Raw genomic sequence first — 19,248 nt, 5'->3', positions numbered from 1 at the left:
GCGCGGGGCCGGCGGTGCCGACGGATGGGGCCGACGCCGGGCAGGCGCCGGTACTCCGCCCGTCACCGGCGTCCGCCCCGGATCGGGGCGGTGCCCCAGGTCGGGTCAGGACCCCACGGCGGGGCGGGACCCCACACCAGGGCAGGGGAAGGACGGGCGGTTCAGCAGGCGGCGAACCGCGCCGGTGGCCCTCTGCGGAGGATGACGTGCCGTAGCAGGACTCCGCGCAACCGGCGGGCGATGGCCGGGGCGGACGGCCACGCGGGCAGCGGAGTGGCGCCCGCACCCAGAACGCGCAGGGCGAGAACGAGCGGGACGAACAGCAGGGCCGCGAGCGCGCGGCCGAGCCGGAACGCGGCGCGCTCACCGCGCCACAGCCACAACCCGCAGATCAGCGCGGCGAGAAGGTGGGCCGTGGCCATGCCCGGCCCGCCCGGCCCCGCCCAGGGCCAGGGCAGATGGCCCATGGACGGCGTGGCGGCGGACATCGCGTCAGCGCCGTGGTGCATATGGCCCATGGCGGCGGCGCTCATTGGTCCGGCGTCCATGTCCCGCATGCCGGGCTTCCCGTCGCCCGTGGCGCTTCCCGCCACGGGGGCGACTGTCGCCTCCGCGAACCGGAACGCCATGTGCAGGCCGAGTTGCGCGACCAGCGTCGCACCGGTCACGACCAACGCACCGCGCTCGCGCCCGGTGATCCACCACGCGGCGGCCGTCGTCCCGGCGAACGCGGCGGCCACGGCCCACACCGGCAGGGTGTCACCGGACATCAGCACGTGTCCGAGCGCCGTCACCACGACGCACACCGCCGCGAACACGGCGGCTCGTGCGAGGCGGAACGGTGGCCGGGCGGACATGGCAGCCATGGTGCCAGCCGTGGCCGGCGGGCGTGACGGTGGCTCAATGTTCATCACGCGGGTGACAAGCGTGGCCCGTGAATCGCCTCCGCCTGGCCCCTGTGGGCCGGCTCACAGAAGATGCCCGGAACGCGTCCGCGTGTTCCGCCGACGACTCAACCGGCGCGGTCGGCCATGCGGCCGCCCCCGCCGTTGCCCCCGAACCAGGAGTCGTCCATGTCCACTGAGCCGCCGACCGCTATTTGCCATCTCGGCAAGGCGGTTTGCCTGTCTCCGGAGCAGGCTCGCATGGTGGGCCGTGGAGGTGGTCAAGGTGACCGATGTGCTGGAGAACACCTACGACGTGGTGGTGATCGGCGGCGGCGCCGCGGGGCTGAGCGGGGCGCTGACGCTGGCCCGGGCGCGGCGCTCGGTGGCGGTGATCGACGCGGGCGCCCCGCGCAACGCCCCGGCCTCGGGGGTGCACGGACTGCTGGCCCGGGACGGGATCCCCCCGGCCGAGCTGGTGGAGCGGGGCCGGGCCGAGGTCCGCGGCTACGGCGGTCAGGTGGTGTCCGGCGAGGTGGGCGCCGTGGCCCGGGAGGAGCCCGGGTTCCAGGTGACCCTGACCGACGGCCGGACCGTCCGCGCACTCCGGCTGCTGCTGGCCACCGGGCTGGTCGACGAGTTGCCGGACGTCCCCGGGCTGCGGTCCCGGTGGGGCCGGGATGTGCTGCACTGTCCGTACTGCCACGGCTGGGAGATCCGCGACCGGCCCATCGGCGTACTGGGCAGCGGGCCGCTGTCGGTGCACCAGGCGCTGCTCTTCCGGCAGTGGAGCGACGACGTCACCTTCTTCTCCCACACCTTGCCGGTGCCGACCGGCGAGGAGGCGGAGCGGCTGGCCGCCCGTGGCGTCCGCGTGATGGACGCCGAGGTGGCGTCCCTGGAGATCGCCGAGGACCGTCTCGTCGGTGTGCGCCTGCGCGACGGCAGCCTGGTCGAGCGCGAGGCGCTGGCCGTCGCGCCCCGGATGGTGGCGCGCACCGGCTTCCTGGCGGCGCTCGGGCTGCGACCGGTGGAACATCCGAGTGGCGCCGGTGAGCACATCCCGTCCGACGCGACCGGGCGCACCGATGTGCCCGGGGTGTGGGTCGCGGGCAATGTCACCGATCTGTCCGCCCAAGTGGGTGCCGCCGCGGCGGCGGGAGCGACCGCGGCCGCCCATATCAACGCGGATCTGGTCGCCGAGGAGACCCGACAGGCCGTCGCCGCGGCCCGGGCCCGCGACGAGGCGGCGTTCTCCGCGGAGGTGGAATCGCGGGTCTGCGAAGCGGTGTTGGGTGACCGCCGCCACGGCCTGTGACGCGCGGCAGGCGGCCCGCGGCGTACGGCAGGCGGCCCGTGGCGTACGGCGGGCGGTGTGCGGCAGGCGCCCCTCAGTGCGCCCGCACCACTCACACCCAGCGGGGCCGGGACCGCCGGCGGGCGGTCCCGGCCAGGTGACGCATCACCGAGCCACCACAGCCGATGGGCCGCGTCAGTAGACGGTGAGGCCGTAGGCGCTCAGCACCTCCTGGATCGGCTGGTAGTAGGTGGTGCCTCCGGAGGTGCAGTCCCCGGAGCCGCCCGAGAGAATGCCGATAATCTTGTCGCCCGCGTAGAGCGGACCACCGCTGTCGCCCGGCTCGGCGCAGATATTGGTCTGGATCAGTCCGTAGACGATGTCACCGCCGCCGTAGTTGATGGTCGCGTTGAGCGCGGTGACCACACCGCACCGGACACCGGTCGTGCCACCCCGGCGGCAGACCTGCTGGCCGACGTGGGCGGTGGCGGTCCCGGTGATGTCGACGGTCCCCACGGTCCCGGGGTGCGGAACGGCCGTATTGGTGTACCGGACGACGCCGTAGTCATTGCCCGGGAAGCTGGTGCCGGTGGTCGGGCCGACCGGGGTGGTCGCACCGGAGCCGGTGTACCAGGTGGCGTTGCCATCGGTGCAGTGGCCGGCGGTGACGAAGTAATACGTGGCGCCGCTCTGCACATTGACCCCCGCGGAGCAGCGCACCCCCGTGGAGGAGTAGATCCCGTCGCCACCCGAGAGGAGGGTCCGCAGCGGGCCGTCGAGCCGCTCGACGGTGACGGCGCCACCGAAGCGCTCGGCGGTGCGGTCGATCCTGGCCAGGTCGGCGCCCCGAACCGTGGAGCCGACGAGGACGCGCAGCGTTCCGGTGCGCTCGTCCACGGTCCAGGCGGTGCCCGAGGCATCCAGGGACTCCACGGCCGCGGCGGCAGCGGACACGGAAGGGGACGTGGACGATAACGCGGGAGGGGACGTGGCGGTGGGCACGGAGGAAGCGGCCGCACTCGTGCCGACCGTGGCGAGGGCTGCCGTGACGAACAGACCGGACACCGCGGCGATCGTCCGGAACCGACCACGTCTTCTGGTGCGGCGTGCTGTTCTCACCCGAACCTCCTGGAAAGGGGCGGTAGTTGGTCCAGCCGCCTCATTGTGCCCGTGGCCGGGCGGACGCGTAACCCACCTCCCCGCGCCCTCGCGGACCCACCCTTGATCAGCACACTGATCGATCAAACGATGCCGCGGACTCCCCCGCCGAATGCGACGAGGGGAGTGTTATAAATGCCGTTATGAGCAGACATGCCCGTCCGGCCCGCAGGTGGCTGGGGCCCCTGCCGCATCTGCGCAGCGTCGCCGGGCAGGCGTTCCTCCTGCAGCTTCTGCTGATCCTGGTTCTGGTGGCCGCCGCGGTGGCGGCCGTCGCCGCGGATGCCCGGGCCCACAGCACGGTCGACGCCCGTCGGCGGTCGCTCGCGGTCGCCGAGACCTTCGCGCACGCCCCCGGCATGGCCCGGGCCATGAGCGGCGACAAACCGACATCCGAGCTGAAGTCGCGGGCGGAGGCGACACGGAAGGGCTCCGGCGTCGACAGCGTCGTCGTGTTCGACACGCGTGGCATCCGCCTCACCCACCCCGAGACGCGCTTGATCGGCAAGCGGATCGTCGGACCCGCCGGGCTGGTGCGGGACGAGCTACACGGAAAGACGATCACGCAGACCTTCCGGGCCAGCCAGGGCCCGTCCGTCGTCTCGGCGGTCCCCGTCACCAGGGCCGACGGCACCTTCCTCGGCGGCGTGTCGGTCGGGGTCAAGATCCATAGCGTGAACAGCGAGGTGGACCGCCGGTTGCCGATGCTGCTCGGCAGCGGCGCCGGGACGCTGACCCTGGCCACGGGCGGGGCGGCGCTGCTGAACAGGCGGGTGCGGCGGCAGACCCACGGCCTGGGCGCCGCGCAGATGACGCGGATGTACGAACACCATGACGCGGTGTTGCACTCGGTCCGCGAAGGGGTGCTGGTCCTGACGGCGGACAAGCGGCTGCTGCTGGTCAACGACGAGGCCCGGGAGCTCCTCCGGCTGGCTCCGGACGCGGAGGGGCGCCACGTCGGCGCGCTCGGCCTCGAGCCCCACCTGACCGAGCTGCTGATGTCGGGACGGCGCGTCACGGACGAGGTGCACCCGTGCGGGGAGCGGCTACTGTCGGTGAACGTACGGTCCACGGGCCGTGCGGGCGCCCCCGCCGGAAGCGTGGTGACGCTGCGGGACACCACCGCGCTGCGGGTGCTCTCCGACCGGGCGGTGGAGACGAGCGAGCGGCTGAAGCTGCTGTCCGACGCCGGTGTACGGATCAGCTCCGCCCTGGGCCTGACGGGCACCGCCGAGGAGCTGGTGGACGTGGCCGTCCCCCGGTTCGCCGATATCGTCGCCGTCGAACTGCTGGACCCCGTACTGCGCGGCGAGGAGCCCAAGCCGCCGTACGAGCTCCTGGCACCGCACCGGACCGCCGTCGGCGGGGCACCCGCCGAAGCTCCCCTCTTCCATGTGGGCGAGCGGGTCGTCTACGCCCCCTCCACACCGCAGAGCCGGGCCGTGCGGACCGGAGCCGCCGTCCTCCTCCGGGCCGATCCGGCCGGTACCGGCGAGTGGCCGGCCGGCGAGGCCCGGCGCCTGCTCGACCACGGGATCCACTCGCTGATCACCGTCCCCCTGCGGTTCCGCGGTGTCACCCTGGGCCTGGCCACCTTCTGGCGGACCCGGCACCGTGCGCCGTTCGACGAAGCGGACCTGGCGATCGCCGGGGAGCTGGCCGTGCGCACCGCCGCGTGCGTCGACAACGCCCGCCGCTACGCCCGCGAACACGCCATGGTCACCGCCCTCCAGCGCACCCTCCTTCCCAGCGGTCTGCCCGATCAGGACGCCGTGGAGGTGGCGGCCCACTATCTGCCCGCGCCGGACGGGACGGGCGGAAGCTGGTTCGATGTGATCCCTCTTCCCGGCGCCCGGGTCGCGCTGGTCGTCGGGAAGGTGGCCGGGCAGGGCCTGCACGCCGCGGCCACGATGGGCCGGCTGCGCACCGCGGTGCAGAACTTCTCGGCTCTGGACGTGCCACCGGATGAGCTCCTCTCCCATATGGACGAGTTGGTCGCCCGTCTCGATCTGGAGCATGACGCCGACGCGCACGGCATCCGCATCACGGGCGCCAGCTGCCTGTACGCGATCCACGACTCGGTGTCGGGCCATTGCACCGTGGCCCGGGCCGGCGATCCGGGCCTCGCCCTGACCCGCCCCGACGGCACCGTGGACATCCCCGCGGTGCCGGTCTCGCCGCCCCTGGGCCTGGGCGGGGGCCCCTTTGAGGCGGTCGCCCTCGCGCTGCCCGCCGCAAGCCGCCTGGTGCTGTACACCAACGGTCTCCTCGAAGGCCACGGCCGGACCACCGGCACCGGCCTGGACCTGCTGCGCCGCACCCTCGCGGCCGAGCCGGGCCTCGACCCGGACGAGACCTGCCGGAGCCTGTTCCAGACCGTGCTTCCCTCCCGCCCGAGCGACGATGTCGCCCTGCTGGTGGCCCGCACCCGCCTGCTCGCCCCGGAGAACGTGTCCGAGTGGGATATGCCGTTCGACCTGGCGGCCGTCGCCCCGCTACGCGACGCCTGTGCCCGGACACTACGGGAATGGGGCCTGGCGGACACCGTGTACACCGCCGAACTGGTCATCAGCGAACTGATCACCAACGCCCTGCGATACGGCGCCCCTCCCGTACACCTACGGCTGCTGCGGGGCCGCGGCCTGATCTGCGAGGTCTCCGACGGCAGCAGCACCGCACCCCATATGCGCCGCGCCGCGACCACCGACGAGGGCGGGCGCGGACTGTTCCTCGTCGCCCAGTTCGCCCAGCGCTGGGGCACCCGCTACACCCCGCACGGCAAGGTCATCTGGGCCGAGACGGCCCTGGACGACCGCTGAGCGCAGCAGACCACGCACGCCCCGGCAACGACCGCCGAGCACCAACTCCACGCAGCCAAGCCATGAGTTGGCGAGCCCGGCAGACAACCAGCGGGGAGGGGCTTGGCTTTCCCCACCCGGTGATCGAGACTGTGATCATGCACCAGGGACAGGGCCGCCAGGAGTACATCGTGACGTCCGACCCCGAGGCGGTGTCCCGTGTGCGGGCCTCCCTGCTGCGCACCCTGCCGGTGGCCGCGTGGGCCGGCGTGGCCGGTGCCGCCGTCATCGTCGCGGCCGTGGTCCTCCTCCTTATCGCCCTCGGCCCCAGCGCCTCCCAGCTCTGGGTCCTGGTGTTCGCCTGGCCTGCGGCGCTCCTCCTCTACGACGCCAGGCGCCGGTTCGCCGCCCTACGGCGCCTGAAGCGGACCTGGGCGGTGAAGGACGTATCCCCCGTGGCCATGCGCCTCTCCCCCGAGGGCCTGCGCTGCACCATCGACGCCGCCCCCGAGCCCGTCGTCCTCCCCTGGTCCGCGATCGACCGGATGCGGGTCACGGGCCAGGGCCTCAGCGCGGTCCGGGTCGACCTCACCCCCGGCGTATCCGCCACCACCCCCGGCGTCAGCGGACTGGACCAGCCCGAGACCCGCACGCGCATGCGCCGCACCTGGAAGGGCCGAACGCGGCTGCGCTTCGCCATCTACGCCCTCCGCGAGCCCCTCAGCGACATCGACCAGGCACTCGGCCACTTCTCGAACGGGCGAATCGGCATCCGCTGACGCGAGGGCACGGGGCGCACCGGGCCACGTTGCAGGCTGTTCCACGGGTGGGCTTCATGGAATGAGCGGCCCACCTTCGGCCGTCTGATGCGTGCCTACGCCTACGCCGGGACGGCCATCCTCGTCCTGTGGCTGGCAACGGCCATCTACGACTCGGTCAACGGGGAGCGAACCTGGTTCCACACCCTGCAGCGGAGCACGTGGTTCACCACCGCCACCCGCGTCATCGGGCGGGAGCAACGGAAGGGGCGCCCGAAGCGCCATGTCCGAATTCCGCCAGCTTTCCGTGTCCGAAAGACGCATGCTGGGAGCAGCGCAAGACAGAACGGCGAGAAGAAGAGAGGGACCACGGCCATGACGGTCCACACGACGATCGACAGCCCGCTCGGCGAGCTGCTACTGGTGGGCGAGAGGTCCGCCACCGCGGCGGGGGGTACCGCGCTCGTTTCCCTGTCCGTGCCCGGGCAGAAGGGCGGAGCCGTCGTCCAGGACGGCTGGAGCGAGGACGCCGAGGCGTTCACCGAGATCGTCTCCCAGCTGCGCGCCTACTTCGGCGGCGAGCTCACCCGCTTCGACATCGAGTGCGTCGAAGGCGGTACGGACTTCCAGCGCAGGGTCTGGCAGGCGCTGGAGTCCATTCCGTACGGCACCACCGTCAGCTACGGCGACATCGCCCGGCAGATCGGCGCCCCGCGTACGGCGGTCCGCTCCGTCGGCACCGCGATCGGCCGCAATCCGCTGCTGGTGGTCCGACCCTGCCACCGTGTCATCGGCGCCAGTGGCGCGCTGACCGGCTATGCGGGCGGGCTGGAACGCAAGGAGCGGCTCCTCGTCCACGAAGGCGCACTCCAGACGGCCTGAGCCACGGGCCTCGCACCCGCGGCCGGGGCCCGTACCGCACCCTTCCCGGATCCCGGAGAACCCGGAGCACACCGATGAGCACCACGACCGATACCGCACGCCTCCACCAGCGCGTGGCCGGGGCCGACTGGACACAGCTGGCCGAGGAGCTGGACACCTACGGGTGCGCGCTCACGCCACGGCTGCTGACGCCCGCGCAGTGCGCCCGCATCGCCGGGCTCTATGAGCGGGACGAGCAGTTCCGGAGCACGATCGACATGGCCCGCCACCGCTTCGGCTCCGGTCAGTACCGCTACTTCACGCATGACCTGCCGGAACCGGTCGCCGAGTTGCGCGCCGCGCTCTATCCGCGGCTGCTGACCATTGCCCGTGACTGGGCGGAGCGGCTCGGCCGCCCGGCGCCCTGGCCGGACAGCCTCGAGAAGTGGCTGGCCATGTGCCATGAGGCCGGGCAGGGCCGCTCCGCGCAGATCCTGCTGCGCTACGGCCCCGGCGACTGGAACGCCCTGCACCGGGATGTGTTCGGCGACATGCTGTTCCCGCTCCAGGTGGTGATCGGGCTGGACGCCTACGGCACGGACTACACCGGCGGGGAGTTCCTGCTGGTCGAGCAGCGGCCCCGGGCCCAGTCCCGAGGCACCACGACCGTCCTCCAGCAGGGCCACGGCCTGATCTTCACCACCCGTGACCGTCCCGTGGCCACCAAGCGCGGCTGGTCGGCCGGGGGCATGCGGCATGGGGTCAGCACGGTGCGGTCGGGGCGGCGCCACGCGCTGGGGCTGGTCTTCCACGACGCCACGTGATGTCCCTCATCCAGTCCTCGTCCGCGGAGAATCCCCCGTATGAACGCCCTGATCCCCCGCCCACGCCTCGAGGTGGCCCCCGGCGCCGTCCATGTGCCGGGCTGGCTCACCCTCGAGCAGCAGCGGGAGCTGGTCATCGCCTGCCGGGGCTGGGCCACCGGTCCGGTCCCGATCCGGCACACCAAGCTGCCGCGCGGGGGCGTCATGTCGGTGCGGACGGTGTGCATCGGCTGGCACTGGCAGCCCTATGCGTACACCCGCACCGCCGACGATGTGAACGGCGCGCGGGTGGCCGAATTCCCGGGCTGGATGGTCGAGTTGGGCCGTCGCGCCCTGGCCGACGCATACGACGACGAAACGGCCGGTGAGGGTTACACCCCTGACACCGCACTCATCAACTTCTACGACGCCCAGGCGAAACTGGGCATGCACCAGGACAAGGACGAGCGATCATCCGCCCCGGTGGTCTCGCTCACCATCGGCGACAGCTGTGTCTTCCGCTTCGGCAACACCGAGACCCGCACCAAGCCGTACACCGACCTCGAACTCGCCTCCGGGGATCTGTTCGTCTTCGGCGGCCCCTCCCGCTACGCCTACCACGCCGTCCCCAAGATCCTGCCGGGAACCGGCGACCCGGCCACCGGACTGAAGTCCGGCCGGCTGAACATCACGATGCGGGTCACCGGCCTGGCCGATCCGGCGCCGTCCCGCGATCACCCCGCGCCCGCGGGCTGCTGAGCCTCGAACTCGACGGGGAACGCGGTCAGCGAGCGGATGAACGGGTTCTCGCTGTGGCCGATCTCGGAGGCGGGAACGCCCAGCCGAAGGCCGGGGAAGCGCCGCCCGGACCTCTTCGTAGCGGGAGACGACCTTGGTGGCCGCGATGCGGATCGCGTCCCGGTTTCCGCAGGCCATCCACATCGGCGGATGTGGTTTCTGCCGTGGTTGGGCAGCACATCGCGGACCGGAGCGGACACGTACGCGCCCGCACCCGGCGAAGAGCTCCTCGACGAACATACGGGCGACGGCGTCCACCGCCTGCGCCCACTGGTCCCGTTTGGCGGAACGCTCCACTCCGAATGCGCCCAGCTCGGTGGGGGTGGTGGACTCGCCCGTGCCGAAGTCCACACGCCCGTCGGAGAGCAGATCCAGCGTGGCGATCCGCTCGGCCACCCGTGCCGCATCATCACTCTCATCTGCTGGTCGTCGGCGGCGGGCTGGTCGGGACCGTTGGCGGGGACGGGCCATGGGCCGGGTCCGGCCGGACGGGCTACGGGCCGGGACGGAGGTGGCGGCACTGGTTCCGTCAGTCGCGAGCGCCCCAGTACGTGTCGAGCACCTGGGCGCGCTGTTCCGGATCGACGAGGAGGGTGACCTTCTCATGGCCGTCCTCCACGATCGTGAACATGTTGTTGGTGAGGAAGACCTGCCCCTTGTCGATGGCGCGCCTGCGCCGGCGCATCGCCGCCAGGATGGCCGGACCGTTGCCCTCACCGACACCGGCCCAGGCGTCATAGGTTCTGGGTTCGGTGGTGAAGCGGTAGGTGGTACACCAGTCGTGGTCCAGGGTCTTGGTTCTGCGACACGAGATGGCCGTCCCGCCGGATCAGCCGGAACGCACAGCCCTACAGCACGGCGTCGCGGGTCCTCCCCGGCCGGTGGCACCGGCGCCGTGCCGATGCCCGTGTACATGGCCGTTCCAACTCCACAGTCGGGTAGGGCGATTGCGCACACAGCGTACGCGTACGAGGTGTGCGGTGGCCAGGGACTCGGTCAGGTGGGCAGGTGGTGCGGGGCAGGTGGCGTGGTCTACCGCCGCGCGGATCATGTGTGGCACGCTCTTGGCATGATGCCGACGGCGCGTCCCATCGGAAAGCAGGCGTTCTCTTGAGGGCCGCCGTGCTGACGGAGCCGGGTGCGCTGTCCGTGGTGTCCGTGCCGGAGCCGTCCTGCGGACCGGGGGATGTGCTGATCCGCATGCGGGGCACGGGGCTGTGCGGCTCCGACCTCGCGGTGCACGCGGGACGCCGGCGACCACCGAGCCTGCCCTGGGTCCTGGGTCACGAGGGGGCGGGGCGGATCGTCGAGCTGGGCCGTGCGGTCAGCGGTCTGCGCATCGGCCAGGACGTGGTCATCGAACCGGACTACTGCTGTCTGACGTGCGAACCCTGCCACGCCGGGCGGACGTCGGCCTGTGAGGGCCGGGCCGCCGTGGGACTGACGGTCCCCGGTCTGCTGAGCGACTACGTGGTGGCCCCGGCCGCGTTCGTATGGCCGGTCGCTCCGCATCTGCCCCTCGAGGACCTGGTCTGTGTGGAACCCGCGACGGTGGCACGGGCGGCGATGCGGCGCTCGGGGATCGCACCCGGGCAGAGCTGCCTGGTGATCGGGGCCGGTTCCCAGGGTCTGCTGCTGTGCCAGGCGCTGGTCGGCCATGGGGTGGCGGTGTTCGTCCAGGAGCCCAACGAGGCCCGGCTGGACCGCGCGTGCTCCCTCGGCGCGACGCCCCTGCCACCGAACGCGGACGGGCTCCCCTGTCTCTTCGAGACCTCCGGAGCCCCCGGCGTCGTCGAGCAGGGGCTGCGACGGCTCGCCAAACACGGCACGGCCGTGCTGATCGGGATGAACACCGCCCCGCTCGGGGTCTCGCCGCGCGATCTGGTGGCGGGGCAGATCACCCTCATCGGCAGCATGATCTACGACCATCCGGTGGACTTCGCACAGACCGTCAGCGCGCTGGAGTCCCAGACCCCACCCCGGCTCGGCGCGGTGGTCAGCGACGGCTACCCCCTCGACAACGTCCAAGAGGCGTTCACCGCCGCGTACACCGCGTCGGGAAAGGTGTGGGTCGACCTGTCCTGAGTCCGTCGGGGCGGGCCCGCCGCTCTGGCGGCGGGCCCGGCCGACGGACTCAGGGGCGCTCCGCCGGGGCGGTGGCCGGAGCCGCCGCCGGAGCCGGGACAGCGAGCTCGCGCGCATCGCCCAGGGCCGCTCGGGGAACCTCCTCGCCCCGGGACAGACACTCGATCAGGTAGTCGCCGGTTTCCGGGTCGAGGGTCACGCCATGGGTCTCGCTGCGGAATCCGGGAAAGCGCCGGTCGAACGTCTCCAGCGCGGTCAGATAACGCAGCAGTGGGCCGTCGGGCGTGCCGATGCCCTCGCCGGGCATCAGCACCGGAATACCGGGTGGAGTGACGGTGACCATGGCCGCAGCCACCCGTCCCGCCGCCTCGGAAAGCCCCACCCGCTCCGTGCCGCCACGGATGAGTCGCTGGTAGCAGAGCTGTGGCGGGACGACCGGCTCCGGGAGCTCCTGGAAGGCGGTGTCCAGCAGCTGGACCAGGCTCACCTCACGCAGCTGGTCGTGCATCTCCTGGCACAGCTCACGCAGGGTCCGGCCGGTGTAGCGGCCGGGGTACGCGGCGACCAGGTCGGGCAGGACGCGGTCCAGCGGTGCGTCCTCGTCGTAGAGGGCCTTGAAGTCCATCAGGGCGTCCAGCAGCGTCCCCCATTTGCCCTTGGTGATGCCCATGGAGAACAGGACCAGGGTGGTGTAGCTGTCCGTCTTCTCGACCACCACGTGCCGAGTCGCCAGATAGGTGGTGAGGACCCGCGCGGGGATGCCCCAATCGGCCATCCGTCCACTTGCGTCGATTCCCGGACAGGTCACGGTCACCTTGAGCGGATCGAGCATGCAGTAGCCCTGGCTGAGCCCCGGGAAACCGTGCCACTCGGCATCCGGTTCCAGCTCCCAGCACGAGGGGTCCGTGCGCAGCAGCTCGGCCGGGGCCTCGTCGAAGGGCAGTCGCTCACCGCTGGCCGGGTCGGTCACCGTCTCCGGCTGCCAGATTCCGAAGAACCAGGTGGGGCGGTCCCCGGCGGCCTTGATACGGCGCCCGATGCGCACCACCGACTGGCGGAAGCGGACCGCCTCGGCCACCGCCTCGTCGATCAGCCAGTGGCCCTGTGGCCCGTCCATCATCGCGGTGGCGACATCCAGGGAGGCGATCATCGGATACAGCGGCGAGGTGGTGCCGTGCATCATGAACGCCTCGTTGAACCGGTCGTGCTCCACCGGGGCCCGGGGCGCGGGCTTGATGTGCACCATGGCGCTCTGCGAGAGCGCGGCCAGCAGCTTGTGGGTGGACTGGGTGGCGAAGACGGTGGGCCGGTCCGGGCCGGGGAAGGTGTCGGGCCCCACCGACATGCCATAGCGCCCGGCGTAGAGGGGGTGGAAACGGGCGTAGGCGAACCATGCCTCGTCGAAGTGGACCCGTGGGGTGCTGGCCGCGAGCCCTCGGGCGGCCTGCACGGCGTCGTAACACAGCCCGTCATAGGTGGAGTTGGTGAAGACCGCGTACTGGGCCTCGGCGGAGAGCGCGCCGCGCGTCAGCGGGTTTCCCGCGATCCGGGCGGCCACCGTGCCCGCCTGGATCTCGTCCGGGGGCAGCGGCCCGGACAGTCCGTAGCCATTGCGGGTGGGGATCAGATAGACCGGCCGGGCGCCGGAGACGACCAGACCGTGCAGCACCGACTTGTGACAGTTCCGGTCCACCAGGGCGATCTCGTCCCGGGTGACGCTGAAGTGGCCGACCAGGCGGTCACAGGTGGAGTCGCCGTGAAGGACGAAATAGGTGAGGTCGGCGCCGAAGACCCGGGCGGCGTTCCGCTCCGCGTCGCCGATCGGGCCCGTGTGCTCGAACAGCGAACCGAGCGCCTCGACCGAGATCGACAGATCGCTGCGGAAGAGCCGCTCCCCGAAGTAGTCGTGGAAGGCCCGGCCCACCGGTGACTTCAGAAAGGCGACGCCGCCGGAGTGGGCCGGGGTGTGCCACGAGTACTCATGGGTGTCGTCGAAGCGGCGCAGCGCCTTGAAGAACGGCGGCAGAACGGCCTCGCGGTAGGCGCGGGCGGCGCTGGAGATCCGTCCGGCGATGAAGGCGGCGGTGTCCTCCGTCGGCCAGACATAGCCGACCACGGTCTCCGACACCCACAGCGGCAGTTCTTCAAGGCCCTCATCGGCCGCGATCAGGAAGACCGGCAGATTCTGGAACCGCCGGCCGGCCTGGCGCAGCACCGCGGCGCCACCCGGCTCTCCACCTGGCTCGCCGCCCGGTTCGCCGTCCGGCTCGTGGCGCGGTGGACCGCCCGGTCCGCCGTCCGCGCCGCCGCGCGAGTCGAGCCCCCAGTCCACCAGCGCGGCGGCCAGACCGGCCTCGGTGCGCAACACCGTCCGGGCATCGGCTCCGGTGCCGGCCCACCGCACCACCAAACCGCCGGCTTCCAGCTCCTTGCGGATCCTGCGCAGCTGCTCCGCTCCGACCGTGTCGTCCCCGGGGTGCTCCCGCACCGCGAACAGAACCGTGTTGCCCGCCATATCCCCCTCCTCGGCGTGCCTCCCCTGTCCGTCCAGTGTTCAGGAACGGACCGGCACATGGGGGGATGCAACTGGAAGACCACACGAAGGAGGGAAAATCACCCGGGATGGGATCCTGGAGCCGCGGCGGCTCACTCGGCTCGCGCGTCCAGACGCAGCACACTCCCCTCCCCGTTGGCCGATACGAGGAGGGCCCCGTCCGGTGCGACGGCGAGCCCGGCGAACTGGCGCGGGCGGCCGGGGACTCCGGGAATCGGCTCGGGTTCGGTGCGGGTGATGCCGGGCGGCAGGCCGACCGCCAGGTCCTCGGCCTCGATCCTGCTCCCACCCGTGGTGAGCGAGATCGCCCGCAGCCGCCGGTGCGCGACCTCCACCGTGAACAACTCGTCGCCCCGCACCGCCAGCCCCTGCGGTTCGCCGAGCCCGTCCGCGATGACCACAGCCTCGCCGTCCTCCAGCCGGAGCACCGCGCCGCGCCGGTCGTCGCTGACGTAGCAGCGCCCTCGGCCGTCGTAGGCGACGTCCAGGGGGTGGTCGAGTCCCTCGACGAGCACACTGAGGGTGTCGGTGTCATCGATGCGCAGGATGCGGCCGGCACCGGTCTCGGCGACCACGAGGGCCCCGTCCGGCGCGACGGCTATTCCGGTGGGCTGGTCCAGCCCGGTCGCGCGCATCCGCGTGGTCCGGTTCTCGGGGTCGTGGGTGCGCACATCGCCGAGTTGGGAGGTGAGGTGCAGCAGACCGTCGTCGGCGGTGACGTTGTGCACGGCGTACATCAGCTCATGGGTGACGACACCGGGCTCCTGCCCGTCGTGGCCGGTGTCATCCGGGCTCGCCAGGCGGAAGTGGTCGGCCGCGTACACCGTGCCACCGAGGTCGACCGTGATGCCGAAGGGCCCGTCGAACCCCTGCGGGACCACCACCCGGGTCCGGCCGTCGGTGTGCACCTCCGCGATCCCGCCACTGGCGAAGCTGGACACGAACATCCGGTTCTCGTGGTCGAACGCGGCGTTGTCCAGCCCCACGACACCGGTGGCGACGACCGACCGGGCCCCGGTGTTCAGATCGATGCGGGTCACCAGTCCGGCCCTGCCACGGGACAGGACGACGAGGACGCCGCCCCGGTCGAACCGCACCGCGACCGGGTCGTCCACCTCCTCGGCCACCAGCTCGGGCACCCCGCCGTCGGGCGGGATGCGCCAGACCTGGTTACGCATCATCTGCGGGTAGTACAGACAGCCGTCCGGGCCGAGTTGCATCGCGTTGCCCAGGGCCAGGCCGTCGGTCAGCACGGCCGGGTCGCCGCCGTCCGGGAACAGTTCCATCAGGCGGCCGTTCATCTTCATCTCGTTGACGAAGAGGCGGTCGCCGACGCAGGTGATGCCGTTGGGCACCGACACCTGGTCGGAGACGAGCGTGTACGCGCCCTCGGAGCCGCGCCGCCACACCCGGCCGGGGGTCAGATCGGCGATGTACATCGAGCCGTCCGCCCCGAAGGCCAGGTCGTCCGGCGCCTCCACCGGACCGTCGAGCGGCACCACCACCTCGATGTCACCCGAGGCCGGGTCCACGGCGCTGATCTGTCCGGCGAGGAACTGCGCCACGTACAGCCGCCCGTCGGGGCCGAAGGTGACGCCGTTGGAACCCCACAGCCGGTTCGCCCGGGTGAGTCGTCGCACCTGAAGGCGGTCGCTCGTGGCCTGCGTACGGCCGGTGTCGTCGAATCGGCTGGGGTGCATGGTCGCTCCTTGTACGTAAGTGGCACACATCGTCTGTCAGACGACCAGGACGTCGTCCATGCCGCCGTTTGCGCGCCAGTGCCTGAGCAGTTCGTGGAAGGCGATCGGCCCGTCGCCGAAGGACTCGCTGCGCTCCCTCGGCATGCCCTCGTTGTTGTAGTAGCCGGGGGTGCACTCGGCATGGAAGGCGTACAGGTCCGCCGCCTTCTCACGGATCGTGGCGCGCCACGCCGACTCGGCCTCGGCGGTCGGCTCGACATACCGGGCCCCGCGCTTGCGCGCCTCGGCGAGCACCTCCGCCACATGAACGGCCTGCTCATCGAGGATGTGCACATAGTTGACGGCGCTGGCGTTCTGCAGCGGGCCGAGCTGGAAGAGGTTCGGGAAGCCGTGGCTGTAGAACCCGTGGAGCGTCCTCGGGCCGTTCTTCCAGGCTTCGGTCAGGGTGACGCCGCCCCGGCCGTACACCGGGAGGAACCCGGAGGTGACCCCGGAGCGGCCGACCTCGAAACCGGTGGCGAAGATGACGCAGTCGACCTCGTACTCGACGCCGCCCACCACGACCGCGTTCTCGGTGATGCGCTCGACTCCCCCGTGGTCGGCCGTGTCCACCAGCGTGACATTGGGCCGGTTGAAGGTGTCCAGATAGGTGTCGCTGAACGTGGGGCGCTTGCACATATAGCGGTACCAGGGCTTGAGCGCCTCGGCCGTCGCCGTGTTCTCGACGATGGAGTCCACTCGGTCGCGGATCCCGTTCATCTTCTGGAAGTCGGCGAGCTCGTAGAGGCGTTCGCGCTCCTGGGCCGGGAGGTCCGCGTAGCTGTCGGTCGGGATGAGCTTCTGCTGCAGCCGGGCGGTGCTCGTCCAGCCGTCGTCCACCAGGTCCTCATCCACCTGGCCGCCGGTGACGATGGCGAGGAAGTTGTCCCTGCGGCGCCGCTGCCAGCCGGGGGTGAGCGATGCGGCCCACCCCTCATCGGTGGGGCGGTTGCCGCGCACATCGACCGAGGATGGCGTGCGCTGGAACACATACAGGTGCTCGGCGTCCCGTCCCAGGTGTGGCACGGCCTGGATGGCGGTCGCGCCGGTGCCGATGAGGGCCACGCGCTTGTCGGCCAGTTTGTGCAGACCACCGGTCGCGTCACCGCCGGTGTAGTCGTAGTCCCAGCGGCTCGTGTGGAACGTACGCCCCTGGAACGTCTCGATCCCGGGAATGCCGGGGAGCTTCGCCTGGCTGAGTGTTCCGCTGGAGATGACCACATAGCGCGCCCGGATGCGGTCGTCCCGGTCGGTGTGCACGGTCCACACCAACTCGGTGTCGTCCCAGTGGAGTTCGGTCACCTGGGTCTGGAAGCAGACATCGCGGTAGAGGTCGAAGTGGCGCCCGATCGCCCGCGCGTGCTGCCTGATCTCCTCGCCGGGTGCGTAGCGCCACCGTGGTACGTAGCCGACCTCCTCGAGCAGGGGCATATAGACGTAGGACTCGATGTCGCACTGGATGCCCGGATAGCGGTTCCAGTACCAGGTCCCGCCGAAGTCACCGCCCTGCTCGATCATCCGGATCTCCCGCACACCGGCCTGCCGCAGCCGCGCACCGGCGAGCAGACCGCCGAATCCGCCCCCGATGATCAGCACCTCGACCCGGTCGTTCAGCGGCTCCCGGGTGAACCCCGGCTTCACATACGGGTCCTGGGCGTACGAGCCGAACTCCCCGGCGATGCGCCGGTACTGCTTGTTGCCGTCGGGGCGGATCCGGCGGTCGCGCTCGGCCCGGTACTTCGCCCGCAGGGCGTCCGGGTCGAATCCCAGCTCCTCGGTGTCCGTGGAGGTGGTGGCGGTGGGCGGGCGATGGGGGGTGGGCATAGGGGGTCCTCGGGCCTCTGGCGTCGGAAGGTGTGCGGGCTGGGATGCCGTCCGGAGCTCGGATGGCATCCGGGAGCGTCGACCGGCGGCTGGTCGGCCAGCTGGTCGACTGGCGACTGACCGGCCACGGCCGCTCGGCCGACCGCTGATCGGCGGCGCGGGCTCAGCCTCACAGAAACGTTCCCAGTGCGCAACCTTTCCCAGTGGGCAAGAATCAGCCTTCTCCCGTATGCTCATCCGCGATGACTACCGGCCTGCGCGAGCGCAAGAAGGCGGCGACCCGCCAGTCGCTGCACGACGCCGCCGTACGCCTCGCCGCCGAGCACGGCGTCGAGAGCCTCACGGTGGAGGCCATCGCCGATGCCGCCACCGTCTCCCGGCGCACCTTCTCCAACTACTTCGCCAGCAAGGAGCAGGCGCTGCTGCACCACGACCGGGCGCGCACGGTCCGGCTGGTCGAGCTGATCCGCGCCCGCCCGGCGCGGGAATCCCTGATGGCGGCGGTCATCGGTGCCGCCGAGCGGCACGCCACCGAGTTCGCGGACGACCCGGAGCAGGAGGAGCGCTACCGGACCCTGCGCCTGCACCCGGCGCTGCTGCCCGAGCTGGTCGCCACCTACGCCGCCGCCGAGCGCGATCTCGCCGTGGCCGTCGAGGAGCGCCTCCCCGCCGGGCCGGACACGCCCCTGCGGGCCCAGGTCCTCGCCGCGACCCTCCTTGCCGCCTTCCGCGTCGTCGGGCAGACGGCTCTCGAACGCCGCGAGCACGACGTCGTGGACCTTCTCCGCCAGGCGCTCGCCATCACCCACGAGGGTTTCCGCTGACCGGATTTCCCTGGCCGCGCGGACGACGATGTCAAGCGTGGCCGGATCCGAGCGGCCCTCGATAGGCATCGCCTATCGAGATGATCAGAATCATATCTTGGCCCTTTTGACCCGCCCGGTTCTACCGTCGTGTTCATGGCATTGACAACGCGGCCGGAGCAGCGTCCGACGCGGGCGGAGCGGCGGCCGTCCATGGCGCTCAATTTCTGGCAATCGACCCTCGGCAAGAAGATCGTCATGGGCGTGACCGGTCTGATCATGATCGGTTATCTCTGCGCCCACCTGCTCGGGAACATGAAGATCTTCTTCGGTCCCGGGGAGTTCAACGCCTACGGACACTGGCTGCGTGTCATGGGAGCCCCCGTTCTGCACCATGAGTGGGGGCTGTGGATCGCCCGTATCGTCCTCCTGGCCGCGGTGATCCTGCACGCCGTGTCCGCCTACCAGCTGAGCCGGCGCGACATCAAGGCCCGCCCGCAGAAGTACGTCCACACCAAGCCACGGATGAGCTATGCCACCCGGACCATGCGCTGGGGCGGGGTGATCCTGGGCCTGTTCATCGTCTGGCACATCCTGGACCTCACCACCGGCACCACGCACTCCGGCGGATTCCAGGAGGGCCATCCGTACCAGAACGTGGTGGACACCTTCTCCACCTGGTACGGGAACGTCATCTACATCGTGGCGATGCTGGCCATGGGCATGCACGTCCGGCACGGCTTCTGGAGCGCCGCGCAGACCCTCGGCGCGGGCAACCACACCCGTGACCGTGCCCTCAAGGCCATCGCCAACGCCCTGGCGATCGTTCTCACCGCCGGGTTCATCTCCATACCCGTCGGTGTCATGACCGGAGTGGTGAGCTGAC

The 19,248-nt window shown here is 71.3% G+C and carries 15 protein-coding genes and 1 pseudogene; 9 read left to right on the top strand and 7 right to left on the bottom strand.

Annotated features, from left to right (window positions below; translation table 11 throughout):
- Positions 1-161 precede the first annotated feature (161 nt).
- A complete protein-coding gene (locus IEJ02_RS08410) occupies positions 162-857 on the bottom strand; it encodes a hypothetical protein (RefSeq protein WP_191064160.1) in 696 nt (231 codons plus the stop codon).
- A 304-nt stretch (positions 858-1,161) separates the two neighbouring features.
- On the opposite strand from IEJ02_RS08410, the gene IEJ02_RS08405 reads away from it, so the two are divergent.
- Positions 1,162-2,202 (top strand): NAD(P)/FAD-dependent oxidoreductase, encoded by a 1,041-nt coding sequence (locus IEJ02_RS08405; protein WP_317985765.1) that lies wholly within the window; start codon positions 1,162-1,164, stop codon positions 2,200-2,202.
- Between the two features lie 174 nt (positions 2,203-2,376).
- Here IEJ02_RS08405 and IEJ02_RS08400 read toward each other — a convergent pair whose 3' ends face one another.
- A complete protein-coding gene (locus IEJ02_RS08400) occupies positions 2,377-3,300 on the bottom strand; it encodes a S1 family peptidase (protein WP_191064158.1) in 924 nt (307 codons plus the stop codon).
- Between the two features lie 182 nt (positions 3,301-3,482).
- Here IEJ02_RS08400 and IEJ02_RS08395 point away from each other — a divergent pair, with 182 nt between their 5' ends.
- From IEJ02_RS08395 to IEJ02_RS08375, 5 genes are all read left to right on the top strand, one after another.
- Positions 3,483-6,158, top strand: a complete 2,676-nt coding sequence (locus tag IEJ02_RS08395; RefSeq protein ID WP_191064157.1) for a SpoIIE family protein phosphatase — start codon at positions 3,483-3,485, stop codon at positions 6,156-6,158.
- A 137-nt stretch (positions 6,159-6,295) separates the two neighbouring features.
- Entirely contained in the window at positions 6,296-6,916 is a 621-nt protein-coding gene (locus tag IEJ02_RS08390; protein WP_191064156.1) for a hypothetical protein, read from the top strand.
- A 354-nt stretch (positions 6,917-7,270) separates the two neighbouring features.
- Positions 7,271-7,777 carry a methylated-DNA--[protein]-cysteine S-methyltransferase gene (locus tag IEJ02_RS08385; protein WP_191064155.1) on the top strand — a complete coding sequence of 169 codons (507 nt, stop codon included), beginning with the start codon at positions 7,271-7,273 and terminating at the stop codon, positions 7,775-7,777.
- 74 nt (positions 7,778-7,851) lie between these two features.
- Positions 7,852-8,580: a 2OG-Fe(II) oxygenase gene (locus tag IEJ02_RS08380; RefSeq protein ID WP_191064154.1), complete on the top strand. Its 729-nt coding sequence runs from the start codon at positions 7,852-7,854 to the stop codon at positions 8,578-8,580.
- A gap of 39 nt (positions 8,581-8,619) precedes the next feature.
- Positions 8,620-9,318: an alpha-ketoglutarate-dependent dioxygenase AlkB family protein gene (locus tag IEJ02_RS08375; RefSeq protein WP_137976495.1), complete on the top strand. Its 699-nt coding sequence runs from the start codon at positions 8,620-8,622 to the stop codon at positions 9,316-9,318.
- 147 nt (positions 9,319-9,465) lie between these two features.
- Here the strand turns inward: IEJ02_RS08375 and IEJ02_RS50730 are convergent.
- Together IEJ02_RS50730 and IEJ02_RS08365 are read right to left on the bottom strand one after the other, a co-directional pair.
- A pseudogene (locus IEJ02_RS50730) lies at positions 9,466-9,828 on the bottom strand (LLM class flavin-dependent oxidoreductase); the annotation flags it as partial.
- Positions 9,829-9,886: 58 nt separating this feature from the next.
- On the bottom strand, positions 9,887-10,042 hold the full coding sequence (locus tag IEJ02_RS08365; protein ID WP_191064153.1) for a hypothetical protein: 156 nt from the start codon (positions 10,040-10,042) through the stop codon (positions 9,887-9,889).
- Positions 10,043-10,479: 437 nt separating this feature from the next.
- Here IEJ02_RS08365 and IEJ02_RS08360 point away from each other — a divergent pair, with 437 nt between their 5' ends.
- Positions 10,480-11,442 (top strand): zinc-dependent alcohol dehydrogenase, encoded by a 963-nt coding sequence (locus IEJ02_RS08360; RefSeq protein ID WP_191064152.1) that lies wholly within the window; start codon positions 10,480-10,482, stop codon positions 11,440-11,442.
- 49 nt (positions 11,443-11,491) lie between these two features.
- Here the strand turns inward: IEJ02_RS08360 and IEJ02_RS08355 are convergent, their stop codons facing one another.
- The 3 genes from IEJ02_RS08355 to IEJ02_RS08345 form a co-directional block, all read right to left on the bottom strand.
- On the bottom strand, positions 11,492-13,957 hold the full coding sequence (locus tag IEJ02_RS08355) for an Orn/Lys/Arg family decarboxylase (RefSeq protein ID WP_191064151.1): 2,466 nt from the start codon (positions 13,955-13,957) through the stop codon (positions 11,492-11,494).
- 131 nt (positions 13,958-14,088) lie between these two features.
- Positions 14,089-15,696, bottom strand: a complete 1,608-nt coding sequence (locus tag IEJ02_RS08350; protein ID WP_191064150.1) for an NHL repeat-containing protein — start codon at positions 15,694-15,696, stop codon at positions 14,089-14,091.
- Between the two features lie 36 nt (positions 15,697-15,732).
- The gene (locus tag IEJ02_RS08345; RefSeq protein WP_191064149.1) at positions 15,733-17,559 is read right to left on the bottom strand and encodes a flavin-containing monooxygenase; all 1,827 of its coding nucleotides are present in this window, start codon (positions 17,557-17,559) and stop codon (positions 15,733-15,735) included.
- 242 nt (positions 17,560-17,801) lie between these two features.
- Between IEJ02_RS08345 and IEJ02_RS08340 the strand changes: the two genes are divergently transcribed.
- Positions 17,802-18,383 (top strand): TetR/AcrR family transcriptional regulator, encoded by a 582-nt coding sequence (locus IEJ02_RS08340; protein WP_191064148.1) that lies wholly within the window; start codon positions 17,802-17,804, stop codon positions 18,381-18,383.
- 135 nt (positions 18,384-18,518) lie between these two features.
- On the top strand, positions 18,519-19,247 hold the full coding sequence (locus tag IEJ02_RS08335; protein WP_223863572.1) for a succinate dehydrogenase: 729 nt from the start codon (positions 18,519-18,521) through the stop codon (positions 19,245-19,247).
- Position 19,248 lies beyond the last annotated feature (1 nt).

The sequence above is a fragment of the Streptomyces sp. 5-10 genome (genome assembly GCF_014712245.1).
Lineage (GTDB): Bacteria > Actinomycetota > Actinomycetes > Streptomycetales > Streptomycetaceae > Streptomyces > Streptomyces violaceusniger.
The sequence above is the reverse complement of the archived record's forward strand: the minus strand, read 5'-3'. Positions and strand labels throughout refer to the sequence as shown.

What these genes read in the sequence shown, in the direction of transcription:
- IEJ02_RS08340 (WP_191064148.1), top strand. Translation starts at nt 17,802, where the DNA reads ATGACTACCGGCCTGCGCGAGCGCAAGAAGGCGGCGACCCGCCAGTCG.
- IEJ02_RS08365 (WP_191064153.1), bottom strand. Translation starts at nt 10,042, where the DNA reads ATGCGCCGGCGCAGGCGCGCCATCGACAAGGGGCAGGTCTTCCTCACC.
- IEJ02_RS08375 (WP_137976495.1), top strand. Translation starts at nt 8,620, where the DNA reads ATGAACGCCCTGATCCCCCGCCCACGCCTCGAGGTGGCCCCCGGCGCC.
- IEJ02_RS08395 (WP_191064157.1), top strand. Translation starts at nt 3,483, where the DNA reads ATGAGCAGACATGCCCGTCCGGCCCGCAGGTGGCTGGGGCCCCTGCCG.
- IEJ02_RS08345 (WP_191064149.1), bottom strand. Translation starts at nt 17,559, where the DNA reads ATGCCCACCCCCCATCGCCCGCCCACCGCCACCACCTCCACGGACACC.
- IEJ02_RS08390 (WP_191064156.1), top strand. Translation starts at nt 6,296, where the DNA reads ATGCACCAGGGACAGGGCCGCCAGGAGTACATCGTGACGTCCGACCCC.
- IEJ02_RS08385 (WP_191064155.1), top strand. Translation starts at nt 7,271, where the DNA reads ATGACGGTCCACACGACGATCGACAGCCCGCTCGGCGAGCTGCTACTG.
- IEJ02_RS08380 (WP_191064154.1), top strand. Translation starts at nt 7,852, where the DNA reads ATGAGCACCACGACCGATACCGCACGCCTCCACCAGCGCGTGGCCGGG.
- IEJ02_RS08410 (WP_191064160.1), bottom strand. Translation starts at nt 857, where the DNA reads ATGTCCGCCCGGCCACCGTTCCGCCTCGCACGAGCCGCCGTGTTCGCG.
- IEJ02_RS08335 (WP_223863572.1), top strand. Translation starts at nt 18,519, where the DNA reads ATGGCATTGACAACGCGGCCGGAGCAGCGTCCGACGCGGGCGGAGCGG.
- IEJ02_RS08350 (WP_191064150.1), bottom strand. Translation starts at nt 15,696, where the DNA reads ATGCACCCCAGCCGATTCGACGACACCGGCCGTACGCAGGCCACGAGC.
- IEJ02_RS08355 (WP_191064151.1), bottom strand. Translation starts at nt 13,957, where the DNA reads ATGGCGGGCAACACGGTTCTGTTCGCGGTGCGGGAGCACCCCGGGGAC.